Source organism: Amycolatopsis sp. lyj-108 (genome assembly GCF_046549005.1).
In the GTDB taxonomy this organism is placed as follows: Bacteria; Actinomycetota; Actinomycetes; order Mycobacteriales; family Pseudonocardiaceae; genus Amycolatopsis.
On sequence record NZ_JAJPWQ010000001.1, the window covers coordinates 438,342 to 456,479 of the forward strand.

General features: G+C 67.2%; 18 protein-coding genes. 9 read left to right on the forward strand and 9 right to left on the reverse strand.

Going from position 1 to position 18,138, the window contains the following annotated elements:
- Positions 1–7: 7 nt before the first annotated feature.
- Positions 8–1,669, reverse strand: coding sequence for a circularly permuted type 2 ATP-grasp protein (locus tag ACLJO0_RS02105; RefSeq protein WP_410576320.1), 1,662 nt, complete (start codon positions 1,667–1,669; stop codon positions 8–10).
- 199 nt (positions 1,670–1,868) lie between these two features.
- On the opposite strand from ACLJO0_RS02105, the gene ACLJO0_RS02110 reads away from it, so the two are divergent.
- The 4 genes from ACLJO0_RS02110 (at position 1,869) to ACLJO0_RS02125 (ending at position 4,824) form a co-directional block, all read left to right on the forward strand.
- A complete protein-coding gene (locus tag ACLJO0_RS02110) occupies positions 1,869–2,156 on the forward strand; it encodes a hypothetical protein (RefSeq protein ID WP_410576321.1) in 288 nt (95 codons plus the stop codon).
- 217 nt (positions 2,157–2,373) lie between these two features.
- On the forward strand, positions 2,374–3,195 hold the full coding sequence (locus ACLJO0_RS02115) for a transporter substrate-binding domain-containing protein (protein ID WP_410576322.1): 822 nt from the start codon (positions 2,374–2,376) through the stop codon (positions 3,193–3,195).
- A 70-nt stretch (positions 3,196–3,265) separates the two neighbouring features.
- Complete coding sequence (locus ACLJO0_RS02120) at positions 3,266–4,072, forward strand: amino acid ABC transporter permease (RefSeq protein ID WP_410576323.1); 807 nt, start codon at positions 3,266–3,268, stop codon at positions 4,070–4,072.
- On the forward strand, positions 4,069–4,824 hold the full coding sequence (locus ACLJO0_RS02125) for an amino acid ABC transporter ATP-binding protein (protein ID WP_410576324.1): 756 nt from the start codon (positions 4,069–4,071) through the stop codon (positions 4,822–4,824). The genes ACLJO0_RS02120 and ACLJO0_RS02125 overlap by 4 nt, the downstream gene beginning before the upstream one ends.
- Here the strand turns inward: ACLJO0_RS02125 and ACLJO0_RS02130 are convergent.
- The 4 genes from ACLJO0_RS02130 to ACLJO0_RS02145 form a co-directional block, all read right to left on the reverse strand.
- On the reverse strand, positions 4,821–5,564 hold the full coding sequence (locus ACLJO0_RS02130; protein WP_410576325.1) for an ESX secretion-associated protein EspG: 744 nt from the start codon (positions 5,562–5,564) through the stop codon (positions 4,821–4,823). The two genes, ACLJO0_RS02125 and ACLJO0_RS02130, sit on opposite strands and share 4 nt — an antisense overlap.
- Before the next feature lies 1 nt (position 5,565).
- Positions 5,566–6,774 carry a hypothetical protein gene (locus tag ACLJO0_RS02135; RefSeq protein WP_410576326.1) on the reverse strand — a complete coding sequence of 403 codons (1,209 nt, stop codon included), beginning with the start codon at positions 6,772–6,774 and terminating at the stop codon, positions 5,566–5,568.
- Positions 6,771–7,892 carry a DUF3558 domain-containing protein gene (locus tag ACLJO0_RS02140; RefSeq protein WP_410576327.1) on the reverse strand — a complete coding sequence of 374 codons (1,122 nt, stop codon included), beginning with the start codon at positions 7,890–7,892 and terminating at the stop codon, positions 6,771–6,773. The genes ACLJO0_RS02135 and ACLJO0_RS02140 overlap by 4 nt, the downstream gene beginning before the upstream one ends.
- Before the next feature lie 172 nt (positions 7,893–8,064).
- Positions 8,065–8,658 carry a DUF3558 domain-containing protein gene (locus ACLJO0_RS02145; RefSeq protein WP_410576328.1) on the reverse strand — a complete coding sequence of 198 codons (594 nt, stop codon included), beginning with the start codon at positions 8,656–8,658 and terminating at the stop codon, positions 8,065–8,067.
- Between the two features lie 273 nt (positions 8,659–8,931).
- On the opposite strand from ACLJO0_RS02145, the gene ACLJO0_RS02150 reads away from it, so the two are divergent.
- Complete coding sequence (locus tag ACLJO0_RS02150) at positions 8,932–11,277, forward strand: oxidoreductase (RefSeq protein ID WP_410576329.1); 2,346 nt, start codon at positions 8,932–8,934, stop codon at positions 11,275–11,277.
- Between the two features lie 35 nt (positions 11,278–11,312).
- Positions 11,313–11,810, forward strand: coding sequence for an SRPBCC family protein (locus tag ACLJO0_RS02155; protein ID WP_410576330.1), 498 nt, complete (start codon positions 11,313–11,315; stop codon positions 11,808–11,810).
- Here the strand turns inward: ACLJO0_RS02155 and ACLJO0_RS02160 are convergent.
- Positions 11,777–12,346, reverse strand: a complete 570-nt coding sequence (locus tag ACLJO0_RS02160; protein WP_410576331.1) for a hypothetical protein — start codon at positions 12,344–12,346, stop codon at positions 11,777–11,779. The genes ACLJO0_RS02155 and ACLJO0_RS02160 overlap by 34 nt on opposite strands.
- 179 nt (positions 12,347–12,525) lie before the next feature.
- Here ACLJO0_RS02160 and ACLJO0_RS02165 point away from each other — a divergent pair, with 179 nt between their 5' ends.
- From ACLJO0_RS02165 to ACLJO0_RS02175, 3 genes are read left to right on the forward strand one after another with little or no spacing between them, the layout of a single operon-like run.
- Positions 12,526–14,334 (forward strand): NHL domain-containing thioredoxin family protein, encoded by a 1,809-nt coding sequence (locus ACLJO0_RS02165; RefSeq protein ID WP_410576949.1) that lies wholly within the window; start codon positions 12,526–12,528, stop codon positions 14,332–14,334.
- A 40-nt stretch (positions 14,335–14,374) separates the two neighbouring features.
- Positions 14,375–14,668: a GroES family chaperonin gene (locus ACLJO0_RS02170; RefSeq protein ID WP_007032412.1), complete on the forward strand. Its 294-nt coding sequence runs from the start codon at positions 14,375–14,377 to the stop codon at positions 14,666–14,668.
- 30 nt (positions 14,669–14,698) lie between these two features.
- The gene (locus ACLJO0_RS02175) at positions 14,699–16,543 is read left to right on the forward strand and encodes a VanW family protein (protein ID WP_410576332.1); all 1,845 of its coding nucleotides are present in this window, start codon (positions 14,699–14,701) and stop codon (positions 16,541–16,543) included.
- Positions 16,544–16,633: 90 nt separating this feature from the next.
- On the opposite strand, the gene ACLJO0_RS02180 is transcribed toward ACLJO0_RS02175, so the two are convergent.
- The 3 genes from ACLJO0_RS02180 to ACLJO0_RS02190 form a co-directional block, all read right to left on the reverse strand.
- Positions 16,634–17,350, reverse strand: a complete 717-nt coding sequence (locus ACLJO0_RS02180) for a leucine-rich repeat domain-containing protein (RefSeq protein WP_410576333.1) — start codon at positions 17,348–17,350, stop codon at positions 16,634–16,636.
- Positions 17,351–17,382: 32 nt separating this feature from the next.
- On the reverse strand, positions 17,383–17,682 hold the full coding sequence (locus tag ACLJO0_RS02185) for a GlsB/YeaQ/YmgE family stress response membrane protein (RefSeq protein WP_125790827.1): 300 nt from the start codon (positions 17,680–17,682) through the stop codon (positions 17,383–17,385).
- 71 nt (positions 17,683–17,753) lie between these two features.
- Positions 17,754–18,029, reverse strand: coding sequence for a GlsB/YeaQ/YmgE family stress response membrane protein (locus ACLJO0_RS02190; protein WP_125790828.1), 276 nt, complete (start codon positions 18,027–18,029; stop codon positions 17,754–17,756).
- Positions 18,030–18,138 lie beyond the last annotated feature (109 nt).

Here is an 18,138-nt window from a genome sequence, read left to right on the forward strand (position 1 = left end):
ACCTCCCTTAGGCCTGTTGCTGCTGTTGCTGCTGGGTCGTGGTCAGCTCGGGGCCCTGTTCGGCGACCAGTCCGTCCACTTCGGACAGTGCGCCGAGCGCGGGCCGTTCCAGCTCCCGCTCCGCCGTCGAAGACCGCGGCGCCAGCACCCAGGTGTCCTTGGAGCCGCCGCCCTGCGACGAGTTGACCACCAGGCTGCCCTCCGGGAGCGCGACCCTGGTCAGCCCGCCCGGCAGCACGAAGATCTCCTTGCCGTCGTTGACCGCGAACGGCCGGAGGTCGACGTGCCGCGGCGCCAGCCGTTCGTCCACTTTGGACGGCACGGTGGACAGCTGGACCACCGGCTGCGCGATCCAGCCGCGTTTGTGCGCCCGGACCTTCCGCTTCAACGCGGCCAGCTCGGCCTGCGACGCCTCCGGGCCGAACACGATGCCGTATCCGCCGGAGCCTTCGACCGGTTTGATCACCAGCTCGTCCATATGCCGCATGACGTGGTCGAACTCGTCCGGCAGCCAGCACCGGAAGGTGTCCACGTTGGGCAGCAGCGGCTTCTCGTTGAGGTAGTACTTCACCATCTCGGGCACGTAGGTGTAGACGAGCTTGTCGTCACCGACACCGTTGCCGACCGCGTTCGAGATCACCACGTTGCCCGCGCGCGCCGCGTTGAGGATCCCGGCGACCCCCAGCACGGAATCGGGCCGGTAGTGCACCGGGTCGAGGAACTCGTCGTCGATCCGCCGGTAGATGACGTCGACCTGCCGTTCGCCCTCGGTGGTGCGCAGGTAGACGACGTTGTCACGGCAGAACATGTCGCGGCCTTCGACCAGCTCGACCCCCATCAGCCGGGCCAGCAGCGAATGCTCGAAGTACGCGGAGTTGTGCACCCCCGGCGTGAGCACGACGACCATCGGATCGGCGACGTTCGCCGCGGCCGCCGCCCGCAGCGCGCGCAGCAGATGCGAGGCGTAGTCGCCGACCGGGCGGACCCGGTGCTGGGCGAACAGATCCGGGAACACGCGCGCCATCGTGCGGCGGTTCTCCATCACGTACGAAACACCAGAGGGATTGCGGAGGTTGTCCTCCAGCACCCGGAAGGTGCCCTCCTCGTCACGCACCAGGTCCACACCGGACACGTGGATGCGGACGCCGTTGGGCGGGTTGATCCCGAACGCCTCGCGCTGGAAATGCTCACACGAGGTGATCAGCCGGCGCGGGAGCACACCGTCCCGCAGAATCTGCCGATCGCCGTACACGTCGGCGAGGAAGGCCTCCAGCGCGCGGACCCGTTGCGCCACACCGCGTTCGAGTCTGGTCCATTCGGACGAGGTGATCACGCGCGGCACCAGGTCGAGCGGGAACGGGCGTTCCTGGCCGGACAGCGAGAACGTGATGCCCTGATCCACCATCGCCCGGTCGATCGCCGCCGACCGCGACGAAAGATCCGCCGACGTCAGCGAGGAGATCGACTCGTACAGCGCCCGATACGGCTGGCGGACCGTGCCGTCGGCGGTGAACATCTCGTCGTACGCGTCCGCGTGCGGCCGGGACGGCGAGAGATAGCCGTCGAACTGCGCCCCTGGCTTCGCCGCGCGCCGCGCCGACGTCGTCGTCCGCGGGCGGCGGCCCGCAGGTGGGAGACGCGGCGCCGGGTTGTTGTTCATGGGGGCCATCGTGACCCATGAACCCCGTCCGACGCGAGTCACCGGGGTTGGCTTGTTGTAATGATCAACCTGATGCTAGCCTCCCGGACGTATTCAAACCTGACTGGGGAAGGTTGGATTCTGTTTGGCGTTTCGCCATGTGATAACTCGCGCATTACCTGCTGGATAAGCAGGCTCTGAATTTTACCTGCAATTTTCAAGGGGAATTGTGAAGAATCTTGTGAAGACGTTCATCGTGGCCGGTGCCGCAGTGGCGGCGTTGGCTGTTCCGGGTGTCGCGATGGCTGCTCAGGAGGGTGCCGCGGCGCCGACGGCCAGTGTCGGCGTGGCGGATGTCAAGAGCCGCTGGTGCGGCCATAACTACAACAGCTGTGTCCGGGAGCGGAGCGAATTCGCCCGGTATTACAACGTTGGGCCGCTCCAGTACTTTCCTGTTGACCCCAGTTGTGCGGGTATCTGCTACAACGGCTACGTGTTCGATTATTGGAACAAGTAGTAAGGCGGCGGTGGGGCGCTTCGGCGCCCCACCGTGTTTCACGTGCCGGGCCGGTTGAACCCCCTGTCGTGACCCATCGGGACCGAGGTCGGCTCGATCCCGTCGTCGGGACGATCGTCGGTGGAAACAGCGCTGTAACGTCTCGGTGCTGTGCTTGCCGCCGGATGAGTGGCAATATGCGTGCTCTCGACACATGGGAACTACAAGGAGTGACGACGTGGCCCGATTGAAAGCGCTCGCCCTGATCCCGGCGCTCGCCCTAGCCGCGGGTGCGCTGACCGCGTGTGGCGAAGAAGGTGGGCAGAGCACCGCGGCCGGTGGCGTCCAGCTCGTCGCTTCCGGCAAGCTCACCACCTGCACACACCTGCCCTACCAGCCGTTCCAGGTCAAGCAGGGCGACAAGATCGTCGGCTTCGACGTCGACCTGGTCGACCTCGTGGCGAAGAAGCTCGGCGTCGAGCAGAGCATCGTCGACATCGCCTTCGAGAACATCGAGTCCGGCGAGGCGATGAACACCGGTCAGTGCGACCTCGCCGCCGCGGGCATGACGATCAACGACAAGCGCAAGGCGAAGTTCGCCTTCTCCGACCCGTACTTCGAGGCGTCGCAGGCGCTGCTGGTCAAGACCGGTTCGCCGATCAAGGACCTGAGCAACGTCGCGGGCAAGAAGATCGGCGTCCAGTCGGCCACCACCGGTGCCGACTACGCCAAGGAGAAGGCCGCCGGCGCCGAGATCGTCACCTTCGACGACCTCGCGCTGCTGGAGCAGGCGGTCAAGAGCGGCCAGATCGACGCGGGCATCAACGACAACGGCGTGCTCTACGACTTCGTGAAGACGAACCCGGACACCACCGTCGTCACCGAGTTCAAGACCAACGAGTTCTACGGAATCGGCATGAAGACGGGCAACACCGCCCTCCTCAACCAGGTCAACGAGGTCCTCAAGGCCTCGGCCGCCGACGGCTCGTACGCGCAGATCTACCAGAAGTGGTTCGGCAAGGCGCCGACCTGGCAGCCGGGCAGCCCGGCCGCCGGTTGATAATCCGTCCTCTGTGGCCGGTGCCCAGCGCACCGGCCACAGGCTTGTCACCACCTGTTTGAGGAGAGAAATGGCTCTGAGCCGCCGCCAGCGACGATCGGCGTTCCGGTGGGCGCAGTACGGTCTGCTGCTGGTGATCGTCCTGGTGTTCGCGCTGCTGGCCGACTGGGGACGGCTGGGCAAGGCGTTCTTCGACCTCGAAGTCGCCGCGAAGCAGTTCCCGGACGTCATCACCGTCGCACTGAAGAACACCATCATCTTCACCGCGCTGGGCTTCGCGCTCGGCCTCGGGCTCGGTCTCCTGCTCGCGCTGATGAGACTGTCCTCGGTCGCCCCCTACCGCTGGTTCGCGCGCGGGTACATCGAATTCTTCCGCGGCCTGCCCGCGCTGCTGATCTTCCTGGCGGTCGGTGTCGGGGTGCCGATCGCCTTCCCGAACGTGTTCCTGCCGCGGAACATTTCGATCATGCTGGCGCTGGGCATCGTGTCCTCGGCCTACATGGCGGAGACCATCCGCGCCGGTATCCAGGCGGTGCCGCGCGGACAGGTCGAGGCCGCGCGGTCGCTCGGCATGTCGCCCGCGCGCACGATGATCACCGTCGTGATCCCGCAGGCGTTCCGGATCATCCTGCCGCCGCTGGCCAACGAGCTGATCATGCTGACGAAGGACTCTTCGCTGGCGTTCCTGCTCGGCACCACGCCGGCGCAGCAGGAACTCGCGCAGTTCAGCCGTCAGGCGCTGCTGGAGGCCAAGGGCCTGACACCGATCGTCGTCGCCGGTCTGTGTTATCTGGTCATCACCATTCCGCTGTCGATCCTGCAGCAGCGGCTAGAGAAGAAATACGGAGCCGGAGTGCCCGGCGGAGGAACGGTATGAGCGCCCAGACGATCGTCGAGGTTTCAGGACTGCACAAGGCGTTCGGCGAACTCGAAGTGCTCAAGGGCATCGACCTGCACGTCGAGCGCGGCCAGGTCGTCTGCATCATCGGCCCGTCGGGCTCCGGCAAGTCGACGTTGCTGCGCTGCGTCAACCTCCTCGAGGAACCGCAGCAGGGCAAGATCGTGGTCAACGGCAGCGAGATCACCGACCCGGACGTCGACATCGACGGCGCCCGCACGAAGATCGGCATGGTCTTCCAGTCGTTCAACCTCTTCTCGCACCTGAGCGTGCTCGACAACCTCACCGTCGCGCAGCGCAAGGTGTTGAAGCGAGGCAAGGACGAGGCGGAGCGCATCGCGCGGGAGAACCTCGCGAAGGTCGGGTTGGCGGAGAAGGAATCTTCGCTGCCGACACAGCTTTCCGGCGGGCAGCAGCAGCGCGTCGCGATCGCCAGGGCGCTGTCGATGGACCCCGACGTCATGCTGTTCGACGAACCGACGTCGGCGCTCGACCCCGAACTGGTCGGTGACGTCCTCGCGGTCATGCGGCAGCTCGCGCAGGAGGGCATGACGATGCTCGTCGTCACGCACGAGATGCAGTTCGCCCGCGAGGTCGCCGACACCGTGCTGTTCATGGACGGCGGTGTCGTCGTCGAGCAGGGTTCGCCGGACCAGGTGATCGGCGACCCGCAGGAGGAGCGCACGAAGACGTTCCTCTCGCGGGTGTTGAACCCGAACCACCAGGGCTAACGTCCCCGGAGCTGCGCCTGGAGCTGGACCACCTTGGAGACGATTTCGTGCGGCCCGGCGCCCATGAGGCTCACCCAGCCCTTGGCGTCCGGGCCGAACACGACGCGGCCCTGTTCGGTGTCCATCCAGCCCGGTGGCCTTTCGACGCGTTTCCGGTTGCCGCCGCCGTCACGGATGGCGACGTACAGCCTGCCGAAGAAGGTGTGCGGCGACCGGATCCACTGGATGATCTTCTTGGCGTCGCGGATGCTCGGGCCGGTGCCGGTCAGCGTTTCGCCCTTCATCAGGACCTGCAGATCGGCTTCCGCGCAGTTCAACGACGGTGTGCGCGCGGCGGGAGCCTCCGGGAGCAGACCGGTGAAATCCTGCGCGAGCGCGTCCGGCCTGGTCGGCTTCAGGTACACGACCTTGTCGACCAAGACGACCGTGACCGCTTCCCGGCCACTGCCCGCGGCGCGAACGGTCCGCTCACGCCCCTCGGACTTCACCCACGAGTAGTACTCCACCGCAGGCCGCTGCAGAAAACGCAGCGCGTCGAGGAATTCGTCGTCGATCCGGCCATGCCTGAGCAGACCCTGTCTGTCCAATTCGGACTGTGCGGTCACGGTGAGCTCGCGACGTTCCTCGGGCAGATACCACTGCGCGCCACGGACGAGCGTCGGGTGGATGTCGCCCAGATTGTGTTGATCCAGCAGGGTTTCGTAAGTCTGAAGCGTCAGTTCGACGGGTTTCCGCAGCACGTTACGCGCCGATCACCGGCGGCACCGGCTTGTCCCCGTCGTAGCCGCCGAAGAGGGAGTCGCCGTCCTCTTCCTGCAGCATGATCTTGCGCTGGTGCTCCTCGTCCTCGCCACCCTTGCCCTTGCCGGCGCCCGCACCCATGCCTCCACCGCCCATGCCCGGCGCTCCGGGACGTCCCGTGGCGGGGCCACCCGCCGGCGTCCCGGCCGGCCCGCGCATCGCGCCTTCGCCGGGCATCCCGGCGCCGACACCGCGACCGGGCCCCATGCTCCCCGGCCCGCCCGTCGACCCACCCGGCCCGAACCCGCCACCAGGCCCGAAACCGCCGCTGAACCCACCCGAACCCGGGCCGAATCCGCTGCCACCACCGGGCCCACCGGTTCCTGGCCCAAAGTTTGGCGGCGGGAAGTTGCCTGGACGCCCCTGGACCTTGTCGTCCGCCTTGGAGGACAGGTCGGTCCGATCGTTGGGCTGCGGCGAAGGCCGCGGACTCGGCATCTGCGGCATCCTCGGCGGCTGCGGAACCTGCGGCGGCCTCGGCGCCTGATACCCCTCGGCCCCCGGAGGCGCGCTGTACGAACTCGGCCCGCCGGTGTACCCGCCGGGTCCACCATGCCGCCCCGAGTCACCAGGCCCACCGGTGAACCCGCTGACCTTGGTCTGACCAGGATCGACCGGATCCGGCGTGATCGGCCCGGACGAGACGTTCGGATCGTGCGCGGCCGGATACGCCGGCGCGAGCGACTGCTGCCGAGGCTGCGTGCCCTGGTAGTACGGCTCGTAGATCTCGACGTTGTGCTTGGTGTCCGCGTCGAACTTCGCGGCCGCGATCTCGTCGTCACTCGCCCCGATGGACAGAACGTCCTCCGGCCCGCTGTCCCCCGCGCGCTCCTTCTCGACCGGCCGGACATTGCCGCGCGTGTAATGGAAAGAGGCGTTCTGGTCGTACATCGACTGCCGGGCGCGGTCCATGTTCTCGCCCGCGATCTTGGAAGTCGCGATGAGCGGAGCAAGGCCCGCTACGCCGCTGTCGGCGGCTTTGCCCTTCCAGAAGGAACTCAGCGCCGTTTGACTGTTGGTCATCGCTTTGCTGATGTCCTCATGGATGACCAACAACTTGTGGGAGGCTACCTGTGCCGCGTCGAGTCGCTTAGTGGTGTTGGGATTGGCGTTGAGTTTGTCGAAGATCTCCCAGCCGCTGTAGGTCATTGCGCCGCCTTGAGATGCTGAATTGCGAACGTGCCGAGTTTGGTGGCCATTCCACAGGGGTCGGAGCGGTTCGGGTTGCTGGTTCCAGGGGTCGCGACGATCGTGTACATGAGGTCGTTGCGGACCCCGACGGCGAGATTGCAGACATAGCTGCGCTCGCCACCGTTCGCGAAGACCACAGAGGGATATCCGTCGATCGGTTCCGACGGCTTGAAGGTCGTGAGGCCGCTGCCCTGTGCGTTCAACGCGTACAGATGACTGAGACCATCACGTTCACCAGTGTTCATCCCTGCGCTTATCGTGCCCAGTCCGTTGGCGAACACCCACGTGCAGACCTTGCCGGAGGACAGGTCTTCCACCCGGGACCGGTCCACTGCGCCGCCACCGAACGTTTGTACCTGATCGTTCTTCACGACGCTGCAAGGATCGGCTTCGGCGGCAGCGGTGTCGAGAGGCTGATCGATGTTCGGTGCACCGGCCCGCGGTAGCGAACCCGCCTGCCCTGCGGATGACGACGGGGCTGGTGTTGTCGGGTTGCCGTTGCGGGAATCGCTGCACGCGCTGACGAGCAACGCTGCTGTCGCCAAAACCAAAAGGGCCGAACGCGATCCCATTCTAACTGCCTTTCCGACGTCGCGAATGGCGTCCAGGGCGGCCTGGTCCTGCCGTTGGTACGCATCGCGGATTTGCCTCAATGTATCCACATAGGCGGTGGTGTAATCCACCGCGCTGCGAAGAAACTCCTGGTAGGCGGCGCCGGAAGCGTTGGCTTTGGCCACGTATCCCTCGCTGCCCACCTCCGTGCCCATGGCATCGATTCCGGTGAGGAACGTCGCCTCGACATTGGCGCGGCTGTAGTCGTTGTCCAAACTGTCTTGAAGTGCCTTGATGACCTTGTCCATGGCCGCTGGGTCGAACTCCCAGCCACCGTTCGCCGACGCGGCCGCGAAGTCGGCCTTCGCCTGTCCGCTGCCAAGCTTGCTGTATTGGTCCGGGTCGACGGGGGCTGAGGCGGCCGTTGCCCCGGAGATCATCCCCGAGCCTGGCGACGGTGCTTGCGGTGGCGTGGCGTTCAGCTGGTCGTAGACCCCTTGAGGGCCGCGTCCCGGTCCTGTCATTGACGTGCCTCCCCGCACGGGCCGCGATGGGGTGCGACCTACCCGTAGTTCCCTACTGACTCCAACCGGTGACGATAGCAGCAGGTAAACCGTTGATCAGCTACTTCGAGGAAGATCACCATCGAAGATGGGGTGTCCGGCGTGCTTTGTCCTGAACGGCGGTTTTGCCTGATCAGGGCTTCTTGATGTTGTTGATCGCCGCAGCCGCCACCTTGGTCGCCATGCCGCATGGGTCTGAGAAGGAAGGGTGCTGGTCGGTCAGGCGCGGGATAACGGTGTAGACCAGGTCATCTCGAACACCGACGGCGAGAGTGCAGTTTCCTTCGCCCTCGCCGCCGTTGGCGAAGATGACTGCTGGGTACCCGTTGATCGGATCGACCGGTTTGAAGGTGGTCAGGCCGGCAGCTGCATTTTGTGCATAGAGGGCGCTCAGACCGTCCTTGTTTCCAGTGACAAGTCCGGCGCTGACGGTGTTAGGCGATTCTTGGAAGACCCAGACGCAGTTGTTTCCCATGGTCAAATCATCAAGGCGGGAGTTCTTGACCTTGCCGCCGATCGCCTCGATCTCGGCCGTCGGGATGGCGCTGCACGGGTCCTTCTCGACCCTTGCCGTGTCGTTGATCGGGGCTGTCACCGCCGGTGCTCCATCGGACGGAAGCCGCGCCGAGGAAGGTGCGCTCGTCGTCGCGGTGCCGGTCACCTGTGTGCCGCAACCACCGGTCAAGAGTGATGCTGCCGCTGCCAAGAGCAGAACATTCTTCTTCATCTCGTGCCTCCCCGCACGGGCCGCGAAGGGCGCGACCTACCCGTAGTCCATCACCGACTCCGCTGAGTGACGGTAGCAGCGAACCATCGCCCCGACGCCGAATCCGGCCAAGATCACCAACGTCCAGAGAAACCCTGGTCCGGAACCCGGGGTGGCTGTTCTGCCGTCGTAGTCCTGTGGCAGGTTCCGGTCTACTGTCCTGGGCCACTTGCGAATCCCGTGCGTGATCGGCTTCGCTGGTGGCCGGGGAACGATGGGGAGGGAAGCGAGACGATGCCGGGTTTTCGGCGCAACAACGGGCCGCGCGATCCGGGGGAAGGTGACCAGAACGGCGACACGTCCTTGCCGCCGCTCGACCCGTTCGATCCGAACCCCGACAAGCGGTACGAGGTCCCGGCGTCCGAGCTGATGAAGCCGGGGTCGACGGGGCTGCTCCGGTGGCGTCGCCAGGCGACCAACGCGCCGATCGTGCAGGTCGAGGACGCGTACATCACCGGGACGCTGGATCTGCGCGCGGCCGACATCAAGTATCTGTTCCGGTTCGAGCGGTGCCGGTTCGAGCATCCGCCGGACGTCCGTGAGGCGCATCTGCTGGGACTCGTGTTCCGCAAGTGCTGGCTGCCCGGGCTCAAGGCGCGCAATCTCCGTACCCGCAACGACGTCCGCCTGATCCGCAGTGTCGTGCACGTCGACGCCGAGCATGAGATCGAGGAGACCACGGTCCAGCGCGGCGACGATCGCGAGCGCGGGATGCCGAACGCGGCGGTCAACCTCACCGACGCGGTCATCGAGGGCTCGGTCGTGCTGACCCGCACGGTGATCACGCATCCGCGCGGCAAGGCGATCCAGGCGGACCGGGTCAACATCGTGGGCGCGCTGCTGGCGTATCGGCTGGTGGCCAACGGAGAAGTCCGCATCCCGGGGATGCGGGCCGGCGGTAACGTCAACTTCTCCGGCGCGACGCTGAACAACCGGGACGGCTTCGCGCTCAACGGGAACGGGATCCACATCGGTGGCAGCCTGCTGTGCGAGGTGGACAACTACGGGCCCGCCGCGCAGCGGAAACGCTTCTCCGCCAGTGGGATCATGTTCCTGCCGAGCGCCACCGTGGACAGTGACATCATTTTCCGCGAGGCCAAGCTGTCGGTGAACCAGTCCGGGCCGATCGTGGTCGACGCGTGGAAGTCGAACGATCCGTACATCGATCCGCGGCCGGCGCTGGTCGCGGATCGATGTACGGTCAACGGAAACCTCGAGCTGAGCGACGGTATGCAGGTGACCGGGACCCTGCGGATGGTCAACGCCCGGATCGGCGGTTCGCTGCGGCTGGCGGGTGCCGAGGTCCAGGTCGTCCGCGGGCAGAGCATTCCTTACTACGACCGCGCGATCCATCTCGACGGGACCACCATCGGCGGCGATCTCGAAGCGACGAGCCTGCGCGTGCCGTCCGGGCAGTTGCGCATGGCCGACATCACCGTCGGCGGCAACGTACTGGCGTGGAACTCGATGTTCCTGCATCCGCGCCGTGACGTCTTTTCCGCGCGGCGCGCGAAGATCGCGGGCAACTTCCAGCTCACCGACGCGACCGTCCAGGGCACCTTGCGGTTGCAGGGCGCCGAGGTCGGCGGCAGCGTGAACCTCTTCGGCACGAGCCTGACCGAGCCCGGCGCGCGCACGCGTACCAGTTACTCGCTGGACGTCCGCACCGCGCGGATCGGGCGGGATCTGATCCTCACCGAGAACAAGGAGCGTCCGTTCGTCGCGCAGGGCGGGGTCAACCTCGACGGCGCGCAGGTCGCGCGGCGCGTCGACTTCCGTGGCGCGCGGCTCGGTTCCCTTCCGCAGCACGGGGTCGCGCTCGACGGCAGTGACGTTTCGGCCGACGAGTTCCTGCTCACGCCGGGCACTCCGCCGGACGGCCGGATCGTGTTGCGGCGCGCGCATTGCGGGACGCTGGGCGACAATGAGGCGTTCTGGGCGTCGGCGACGGGGATCGAGCTGGAGGATTTCCGGTACGACGCGCTGCAAGAGGACATCGCGCTCGACGACGACCGGGCGATCGACCATCGGATCGTGTTGCTGCGCAAGGCGATGGACGGTTACCGCCCGGGGCCGTACGACCAGCTGGCGGCGACGCTGCGCGCGTCCGGTAATGAAGAGCACGCGTCCACGGTGCTGCTGAAGAAGCAGCAGTTCCGGTACGAAGCGCTCGCGAAGGGCTTCAAGTTCTTCGGGCCCGGCGTGCACGTGTGGAGCTGGTTGCAGCGGTCGATGGTCGGTTACGGCTTCCGTCCGGTGCGCGCGCTCGGCTGGTTGCTGACGCTGCTCGTGCTGGGCAGTCTGTGGTTCGGGCTCGGCGTCGACGACTGCATCACGAATCCGAAGCTCACGGTGAGCGGGCCGCGGTGCCTGGTCAACCAGGACGACACCGGGCTGCAGTGGAATCCGGTGCTGTACACGATCGACCTCCTGGTGCCGATCGTCGACTTCGGCAACAAGTCGCGCTGGTACATGCACGGGATGGACAACTGGGTCGCGGCCGGGTTCACCGCCTCGGGCTGGGTGCTGGCGACGACGGTGGCGGCCGGGATAAGCCGCATGCTCCGCCGCGACAACTGAGGGTATTTCACATACCATCAGTACGGAGGTATGTCATGACGGAGCCCAGCGCCACCGGCAAGATCACGATCGCCGCCCCGCCTGAGAAGGTGTACGCCCTGGTCAGCGACCCGGGCGCGCTCGCGGGCATGGCCGAGGAGTACGAAGGGCACCGTTGGGTCGGTGCGGCGAAGGAGCCCGCCGTCGGCGCCAAGTTCCGCGGCCGCAACCGCCACGGGATCCGTCGTTGGAGCACCCTTTCGACGATCACCGACGCCGACGAGGGCAAGCGGTTCGCGTTCGAGGTGACCACCGTCGCCGGACTCCCCGTGGCGCGCTGGCAGTACGACATCGAGCCCACGGGTGACGGTTGCGTGGCCGTCGAAAGCACGTGGGACCGGCGGCCGGGCTGGCTACGCGGGCCGACGTCGCTGTTCACCGGGGTCTGGAAGCGGGACGACGCCAACCGGGCGAACATCGCCGCGACGCTGGCCCGGCTGAAGGCCGCCGCCGAGTCCGCTCACTCCACGAACCGCGACCAGAGCTCGATCTGACGCGGCCCGCCGTCCGGTGCTGGGCCCAAGGGCTGGTCGCAGAAGTCGTGCCGCAGGTATCCCCGCAGGTCGTAGCCGTAATAGACGATGTCGGTCTGATACACCGACAGCACGGGATACCCCGTGCTCCCGGCTATCCCGGGCAGGTACCGGTGCCCGCAGACGGGCACGAGCTGAGGGGCGCGCGCCAACTGCGAGCGGGCCCGCGAAAGCGCGTCGTCGAGGTCGATCGGGCGCATGCCCCAGTCCGGCAGCCAGAAGCCGTTGTGTTCGACGTCGTAAAGCACCCCGTCGACCGGCCAGTCCAGGCGTTTCCGCAGCTGGTCGGGGTTGCCGCAGCGCCAGTCCGGCCAGCGGTCGCCGATCGGCACCCCGGCGGACAGGAACGTGCGGTGATCGGCGGCGAACCGGAAGCCGAAACGGGCTTCGACGTCGTCGAGCTCGGCCTCGCTCAACCCGGGACGCACGGGTTCGGCCAAGCTCGCCTGGAGGTCGTGTGCCTCCTCGATGGTGAAGGCGTGCTCAACAGTGGACATGTGTTCGAGCCTAAATTGCGTACCGCGTGGGCGCCTTCTCTTTTAACACCACTCCCTCATCACCCACATGAGGCTCCTCCCCCGGGGTGAGCTCGCCCTCTCAACGCCTGGACCTCGGAACAGTGCGGCCATCGGTGTAGTTCACTCATGTCGTGACTTCCCCACGAACGCAGTCCCGCGTGCGGGCGCCCGAGCTCGCCGGTGACGTGTGGCTCAACACCGGCGGCGAGCGGCTCACGCTCGCCGGGCTGCGCGGCCGTGTCGTCCTGCTGGACTTCTGGACCAGCGGCTGCGTCAACTGCCTGCATGTGCTGGACGAGCTGCGCCCGCTGGAGGCCGAGTTCGCCGACGTCCTGGTGACCATCGGCGTGCATTCGCCGAAGTTCCTGCACGAGGGCGAGGCGGCCGCGATCGAGGCCGCCGTGCGGCGCTACGAGGTGCACCATCCGGTGCTCAACGACCCGAAGATGACCACCTGGTCGCAGTACGCGGTCAAGGCGTGGCCGACGCTGGTCGTCGTCGACCCCGAGGGTTACGTCGTCCACGTCGCCGCCGGTGAGGGGCATGCCGAGGCGTTGCGCCGGGTGATCGCCGATCTCGTCGCGACCCACGAGGCCAAGGGCACGCTGCGCCGCGGTGGCAGCCCGTACGTGCCCGCCGAGGAGCAGCGCACCGAGCTGCGCTTCCCGAGCAAGGCCGTCACCACCGCCGAAGGCCGCATCCTGGTCGCCGACACCGGCAACCACTCCATCGTCGAGTTCGCGTCCGACGGCGAGACGATCATCCGCCGCTTCGGCAGCGGTGAGCGTGGCGCGCAGGACGGTCCGTTCGACCTGGCGAGTTTCACCGAGCCGGCCGGAATCACCCTGTTGCCGTACGAGGTCGCCGAGCGCGCGGGTTACCACGCCGTCGTCGCCGACACGGCCGGCCACCGGCTGCGCGGTATCGACCTGATCACCGGTGAGGTCTCCACGGTCGCCGGCACCGGCCGCCAGTGGCGCGACGGCGTCGACACCGGCAAGGCGCTCGACATCGACCTCACCAGCCCGTGGGACGTCGCCTGGTGGGGCCCCGCGGGCGGAGTCGTGGTCGCCATGGCGGGCAACCACACGCTGAGCGTGTTCGAGCCGGTCTCGGGCTCCATCCGCCGCTTCGCCGGTACAACCGTCGAGGGCTTGCGTGACGGCGACGTCCATGAAGCGTTCTTCGCGCAGACGTCCGGTCTCACGCCTCACGGGCAGAAGCTGTGGCTCGCGGACGCGGAGACGTCGGCGCTGCGCTGGATCGAGCCCGACGGCGAGACGTTCACCGTGCACACCGCGGTCGGTGTCGACCTGTTCTCCTTCGGTCACGTCGACGGCCCCGCGGACAAGGCGCTCTTGCAGCATCCGCTCGGCCTCGCCGTGCTGCCCGGCGACACCATCGCGATCGCCGACACCTACAACGGCGCCGTCCGCCGCTTCGACCCGCTCACCCGCCAGGTGACCACGCTCGCGTCCGGTCTCGCGGAGCCGTCCGGTCTGCTGGTGCACGACGGCGAACTGCTGGTCGTCGAGTCGGCGGGTGGCCGGATCGGGCCGGTGCCGCTCGGTGAGCAGGCCGTGGCCGGGGACGCGCACGCGGTCCGCCGTCCGCCGACCGTGCTCGCGCCGGGCCAACTGGAGTTCTCCGTCGTCTTCACCCCGCCTCCCGGTGAGAAGCTCGACGACCGTTACGGGCCCTCGACACGGCTGGAGATCAGCGCGTCGCCGCCGGAACTGCTCGCCGACGGCGCGGGCGTGGGCACGGACCTGTTCCGCAAGCTCCGCTTCGCCGAAGGTGTCACCGCGGGCGTCCTGCAGGTCGTCGCGCAGGCCGCGAGCTGTGATGACGGCGGCGAACACCCGGCCTGCCGCATCACCCGGCAGGACTGGGGCGTGCCGGTGCGGTTCGAAACCGGTGGAGAAAGCGTGCTGAGCCTGGTCATGGCGGGCGATCCGGGTAAGTAGAGTCGTACTCGTGTCAGACGGGCCGAAACTCGAGATTCAGATGCTGCAGGACAGGGTGCTCGTGAAGCTGTCCCCCGAGGACGGAGAGCGCCGGAGTTCCGGCGGGATCGTCATCCCCGCCACCGCGCAGGTCGCGCGGCGGCTCGCCTGGGGTGATGTACTGGGCGTGGGCAACAGTGTGCGCAACGTGAAGACCGGCGATCGGGTGCTGTTCAACCCGGACGACCAGCACGAGGTCGAGATCCAGGGTGAGGGGCACCTGGTGATGCGGGAGCGGGACATCCACGCCGTGGCGACCGAACGGACCGAACACGGCACGGGGTTGTACCTGTAGCTCGAGCCGCGGGAGGGGTGGTGAGGGAAGGTGCGCGATGACCACGAGGAGCCGGGCACCGATCTGTTCACCGACGACCTCCTGCCCCCCGCGGACACCGACGAAGACCTGGTCGACGAGCTCTTCGAGGGCGACAGGGTGGTCCAGCCGCCACCGACACCCGCGTCGAAGTTCCGCCGGGGCCTCGGCAAGGCCCTCATGCTCACCGGGGTCCTCATGGGCCTGTTCGTGCTCGCGTACGCGGTCGATCTCATCGTCAGCGCCGGGGACGTCCCGCGCGGCGTCACTGTCGCCGGGATCGACGTCGGCGGCCTGACGCACAAAGAGGCCGAGTCGAAGCTTCGCCGTGAGCTGGAACCGAAGCTGATCGAGCCGGTCCGGGTCCGGGCGGGAGACGTCCGCACGGTGCTGTACCCGACGTCGTCCGGCCTCGGCCTGGATTGGCCGCAGACGCTGGGCCGCGCCGGCCACCAGCCGCTGAGCCCGTACACGCGGGTGATGTCGTTCTTCACCAGCCGCGAGGTCGGCGTCGTCACCTGGACCGACGCGCCGAAACTCGAAAAGACCGTCTCGGATCTCGCCGCCGCGCAGCTGAACCGCCAGCCGATCGAAGGGAACATCACCTTCCGGTCGGTCGAGGGCACTGACGGCGGGGTCGTCCCGGCCGCGGTCGAACCGCGGGCCGGTCAGTCGCTCGCCGACGTCAAAGCGGCGGTCGCCGCGGTCATCGACGGCTGGCTGGGCGACGGCGGCGTGGAGTTGAAGGTGAACGTCTCGCCGGTGAAGGCGACTTCGCCGGGGGTGCACGCGGCGCTCGTCAAGATCGTCGTCCCGGCGGTCGCGAAGCCGCTCGTCATCCGGGGCGAAGGCAAGGACGCGACGCTGAAACCGGACACGATCGCGGGGTCCTTCCAGTTCGCCGCGCGCGACGACGGCAACCTCGAAGTCCGCATCGACCAGGGGAAACTGCGGGCCGCGGCGCAGCCGCAGCTCAAGGAGACCGAGACCGACGGGGCGGACGCGCAGATCGTCTTCGTCGGCGACAGGCCGGCCGTCCAGCCGTCGAAGGACGCGCGGAAGGTCAACTGGGGCCTCACGTTCTCCGCGCTGACCTCGACGCTCGCCAAGAGCCAGGACAGGGAACTGAAAGCGGTCTACGACGCCAGCAGCCCGGCCGTCAGCACCGACGCGGCGAACGTCCTCGGGATCAACGAGGTCATCGGCGAGTTCACCACGTCGGGCCTGAGCGGGCCCGCGATGACGAACGTGCAGGCGCTGGCCGCCAGGGTCTCCGGCGCCATCGTGAAGCCGAACGAGACGTTCAGCCTCGGCGCGCGATCCGGGCCGAGGACGGCGGAAGCGGGCTACGTCCCCGCCCCGGTGAACGAGGACGGCTCCGGCCCGGTCGTGGTCGGCGGCGGCGTTTCACAGCTCGCGACGACGCTCTACAACGCCGCGTACCTGGCAGGTATGGCCGACGGCGGACATCTGGAGCACGACCACTACCTCGACCGTTATCCGGTCGCGCGAGACGTGAAGGCGATCGACAACAACGGCTCACCGGTCGAGATGCAGATCGTCAACGACGCGCCGACCGGGATCGCGATCCAGGTGCTCCCCGCCAACGGCTCGGTGACCGTGCGGATCTGGGGCACGAAACGGTTTTCGGTACAGAGCGTCGGCGGCGAACGGCACTCCTTCGTCCCGCAGCCGGTGCAGGCCGGCTCCGGTCCGGGCTGCGTGCCGGATCCCGGCGCGGCCGGTTTCAGCACCTCGGACACGCGGGTGCTCGTCGACGTCGTCACCGGCACGGAGGTCCGCCGGGAGACCCGCAACGCGACCTACTCGCCGCGCGCCACCGTCATCTGCGCTTGAGCGGTAAGGCAATGCGTCGCGAAAGCCACTTTCGCGACGCCTAGCGTCCTGAAAGTGGCTTTCGCGACACCGTCGATAACCGTCCGCTCATCACCGCAGCACCATGCAGCCGCGGGCTTCGAAGTCCGCGAGCCAAGACGGTTCCCGCAACTCCTTGTTCCACCGCAGATCCAGCTTGTCCAATTTGGACAACTGAGCGATCGATGACGGCAGCGAGGTGAGCTGATTCTCGCGCAGGTCCAGCTGACGCAACTCGCTCAGCTCCCCGATGGAGGGCGGCAACGCCGTCAGCCGGTTGCGCCGCAGGTGCAGCTCGCGTAACGCGGACAGCGTCCCGATCGACTCCGGCAGCTCGGTCAACCCGTTGCCGTACAAGCGAAATTCGCGTAACGAAGCCAGCCCGGAGAGGTCATCCGGGAGCGTGGAGATGCGATTGTCCGTACACCCCAGGTATTTCAGCCTGCCGAGCGAGCACAGCGCGACGGGGAACTCGGTGAGCCGGTTGTCGCTCACGTAGAGGTATTCCGTCAGCCCCGAAAGCTCGCCGAGTTCGTCCGGCAGGGTCGAAAGCTCGTTGTGCCCCAGATCGAGCGTGTGCAGATTCCGCAGGGCGCCGATCGACGGCGAGATGGCGGTCAGCCGGTTGGTCGCCAGATTCAGCACGCGTAGCCCGGAAAGCGACCACAGGTCGTCGGGAACCGACGTCAGCCGGTTGTCGTAGAGATCCAGGTATTCGAGCGAGGCCGGGAGGGGAAGTCCGCGCAAGGAGGTCAGCCCCTGGCCACTGAGTTCGAGCCGAGTGGTCACAGGGGCCGACCGTAGACGATGGACCAGTGGGCTCAGGTCACGGCCCGGTGCCCGCCACCGCCCTTGACCTTCGCGTAGATCGCCGCCGCGCCGATCACGCCGACGATGGCCGCGCCGACCTGGAAGGCGTGCCGGATCCAGTCGATGCCCGCGGTGTCGCGGACCCCGAACACCCCGGCCAGCCAGTTGCCGATGAACGCGGCGATGATGCCGACGATGATCGTCAGCCACATCGGGATCTTCTGATCGCCCGGCGCGATCATCCGACCGATGACACCGAGGATCAGGCCGACCACGATCGTGGTGATGATGCCCCAAAGGCCACCCAACATGGTTCCTCCTTAGCTGGAAATCGATGAGCCCACGGTGGCACCGATTCGGGCTCGTCGCGCCTCAAGACCCCTTACCGGGTGACACTGCGGCGTCCGTAGAGGTTCGCGGCCAGGGTGACCCCGAGACCGGCGATGACGATCTGGGTGATGAGTTCGAGCCAGTCGAAGCCCTTCGTGTCCGCGTAGCCGAGTCCACGGGCGATCGCCGTACCGATGAAGGCGGCGACGATACCGACGATGATGGTCAGCCAGATCGGGATGGACTGCTTGCCGGGTGCGAAGAACCTGCCGAGCACCCCGAGGATCAAACCGACCACGATCGCCGTGATGATGCCGGTGACTGTCATTGAGACTCCTTTGCCGAGGTCTCCGCCCGGAGGCGGACTCAGCACGGTGATGCCCGCCCGAAACCCCCTCGAAACCAGAAAGGCCCTCTCCACGAGGGAGAGGGCCTTT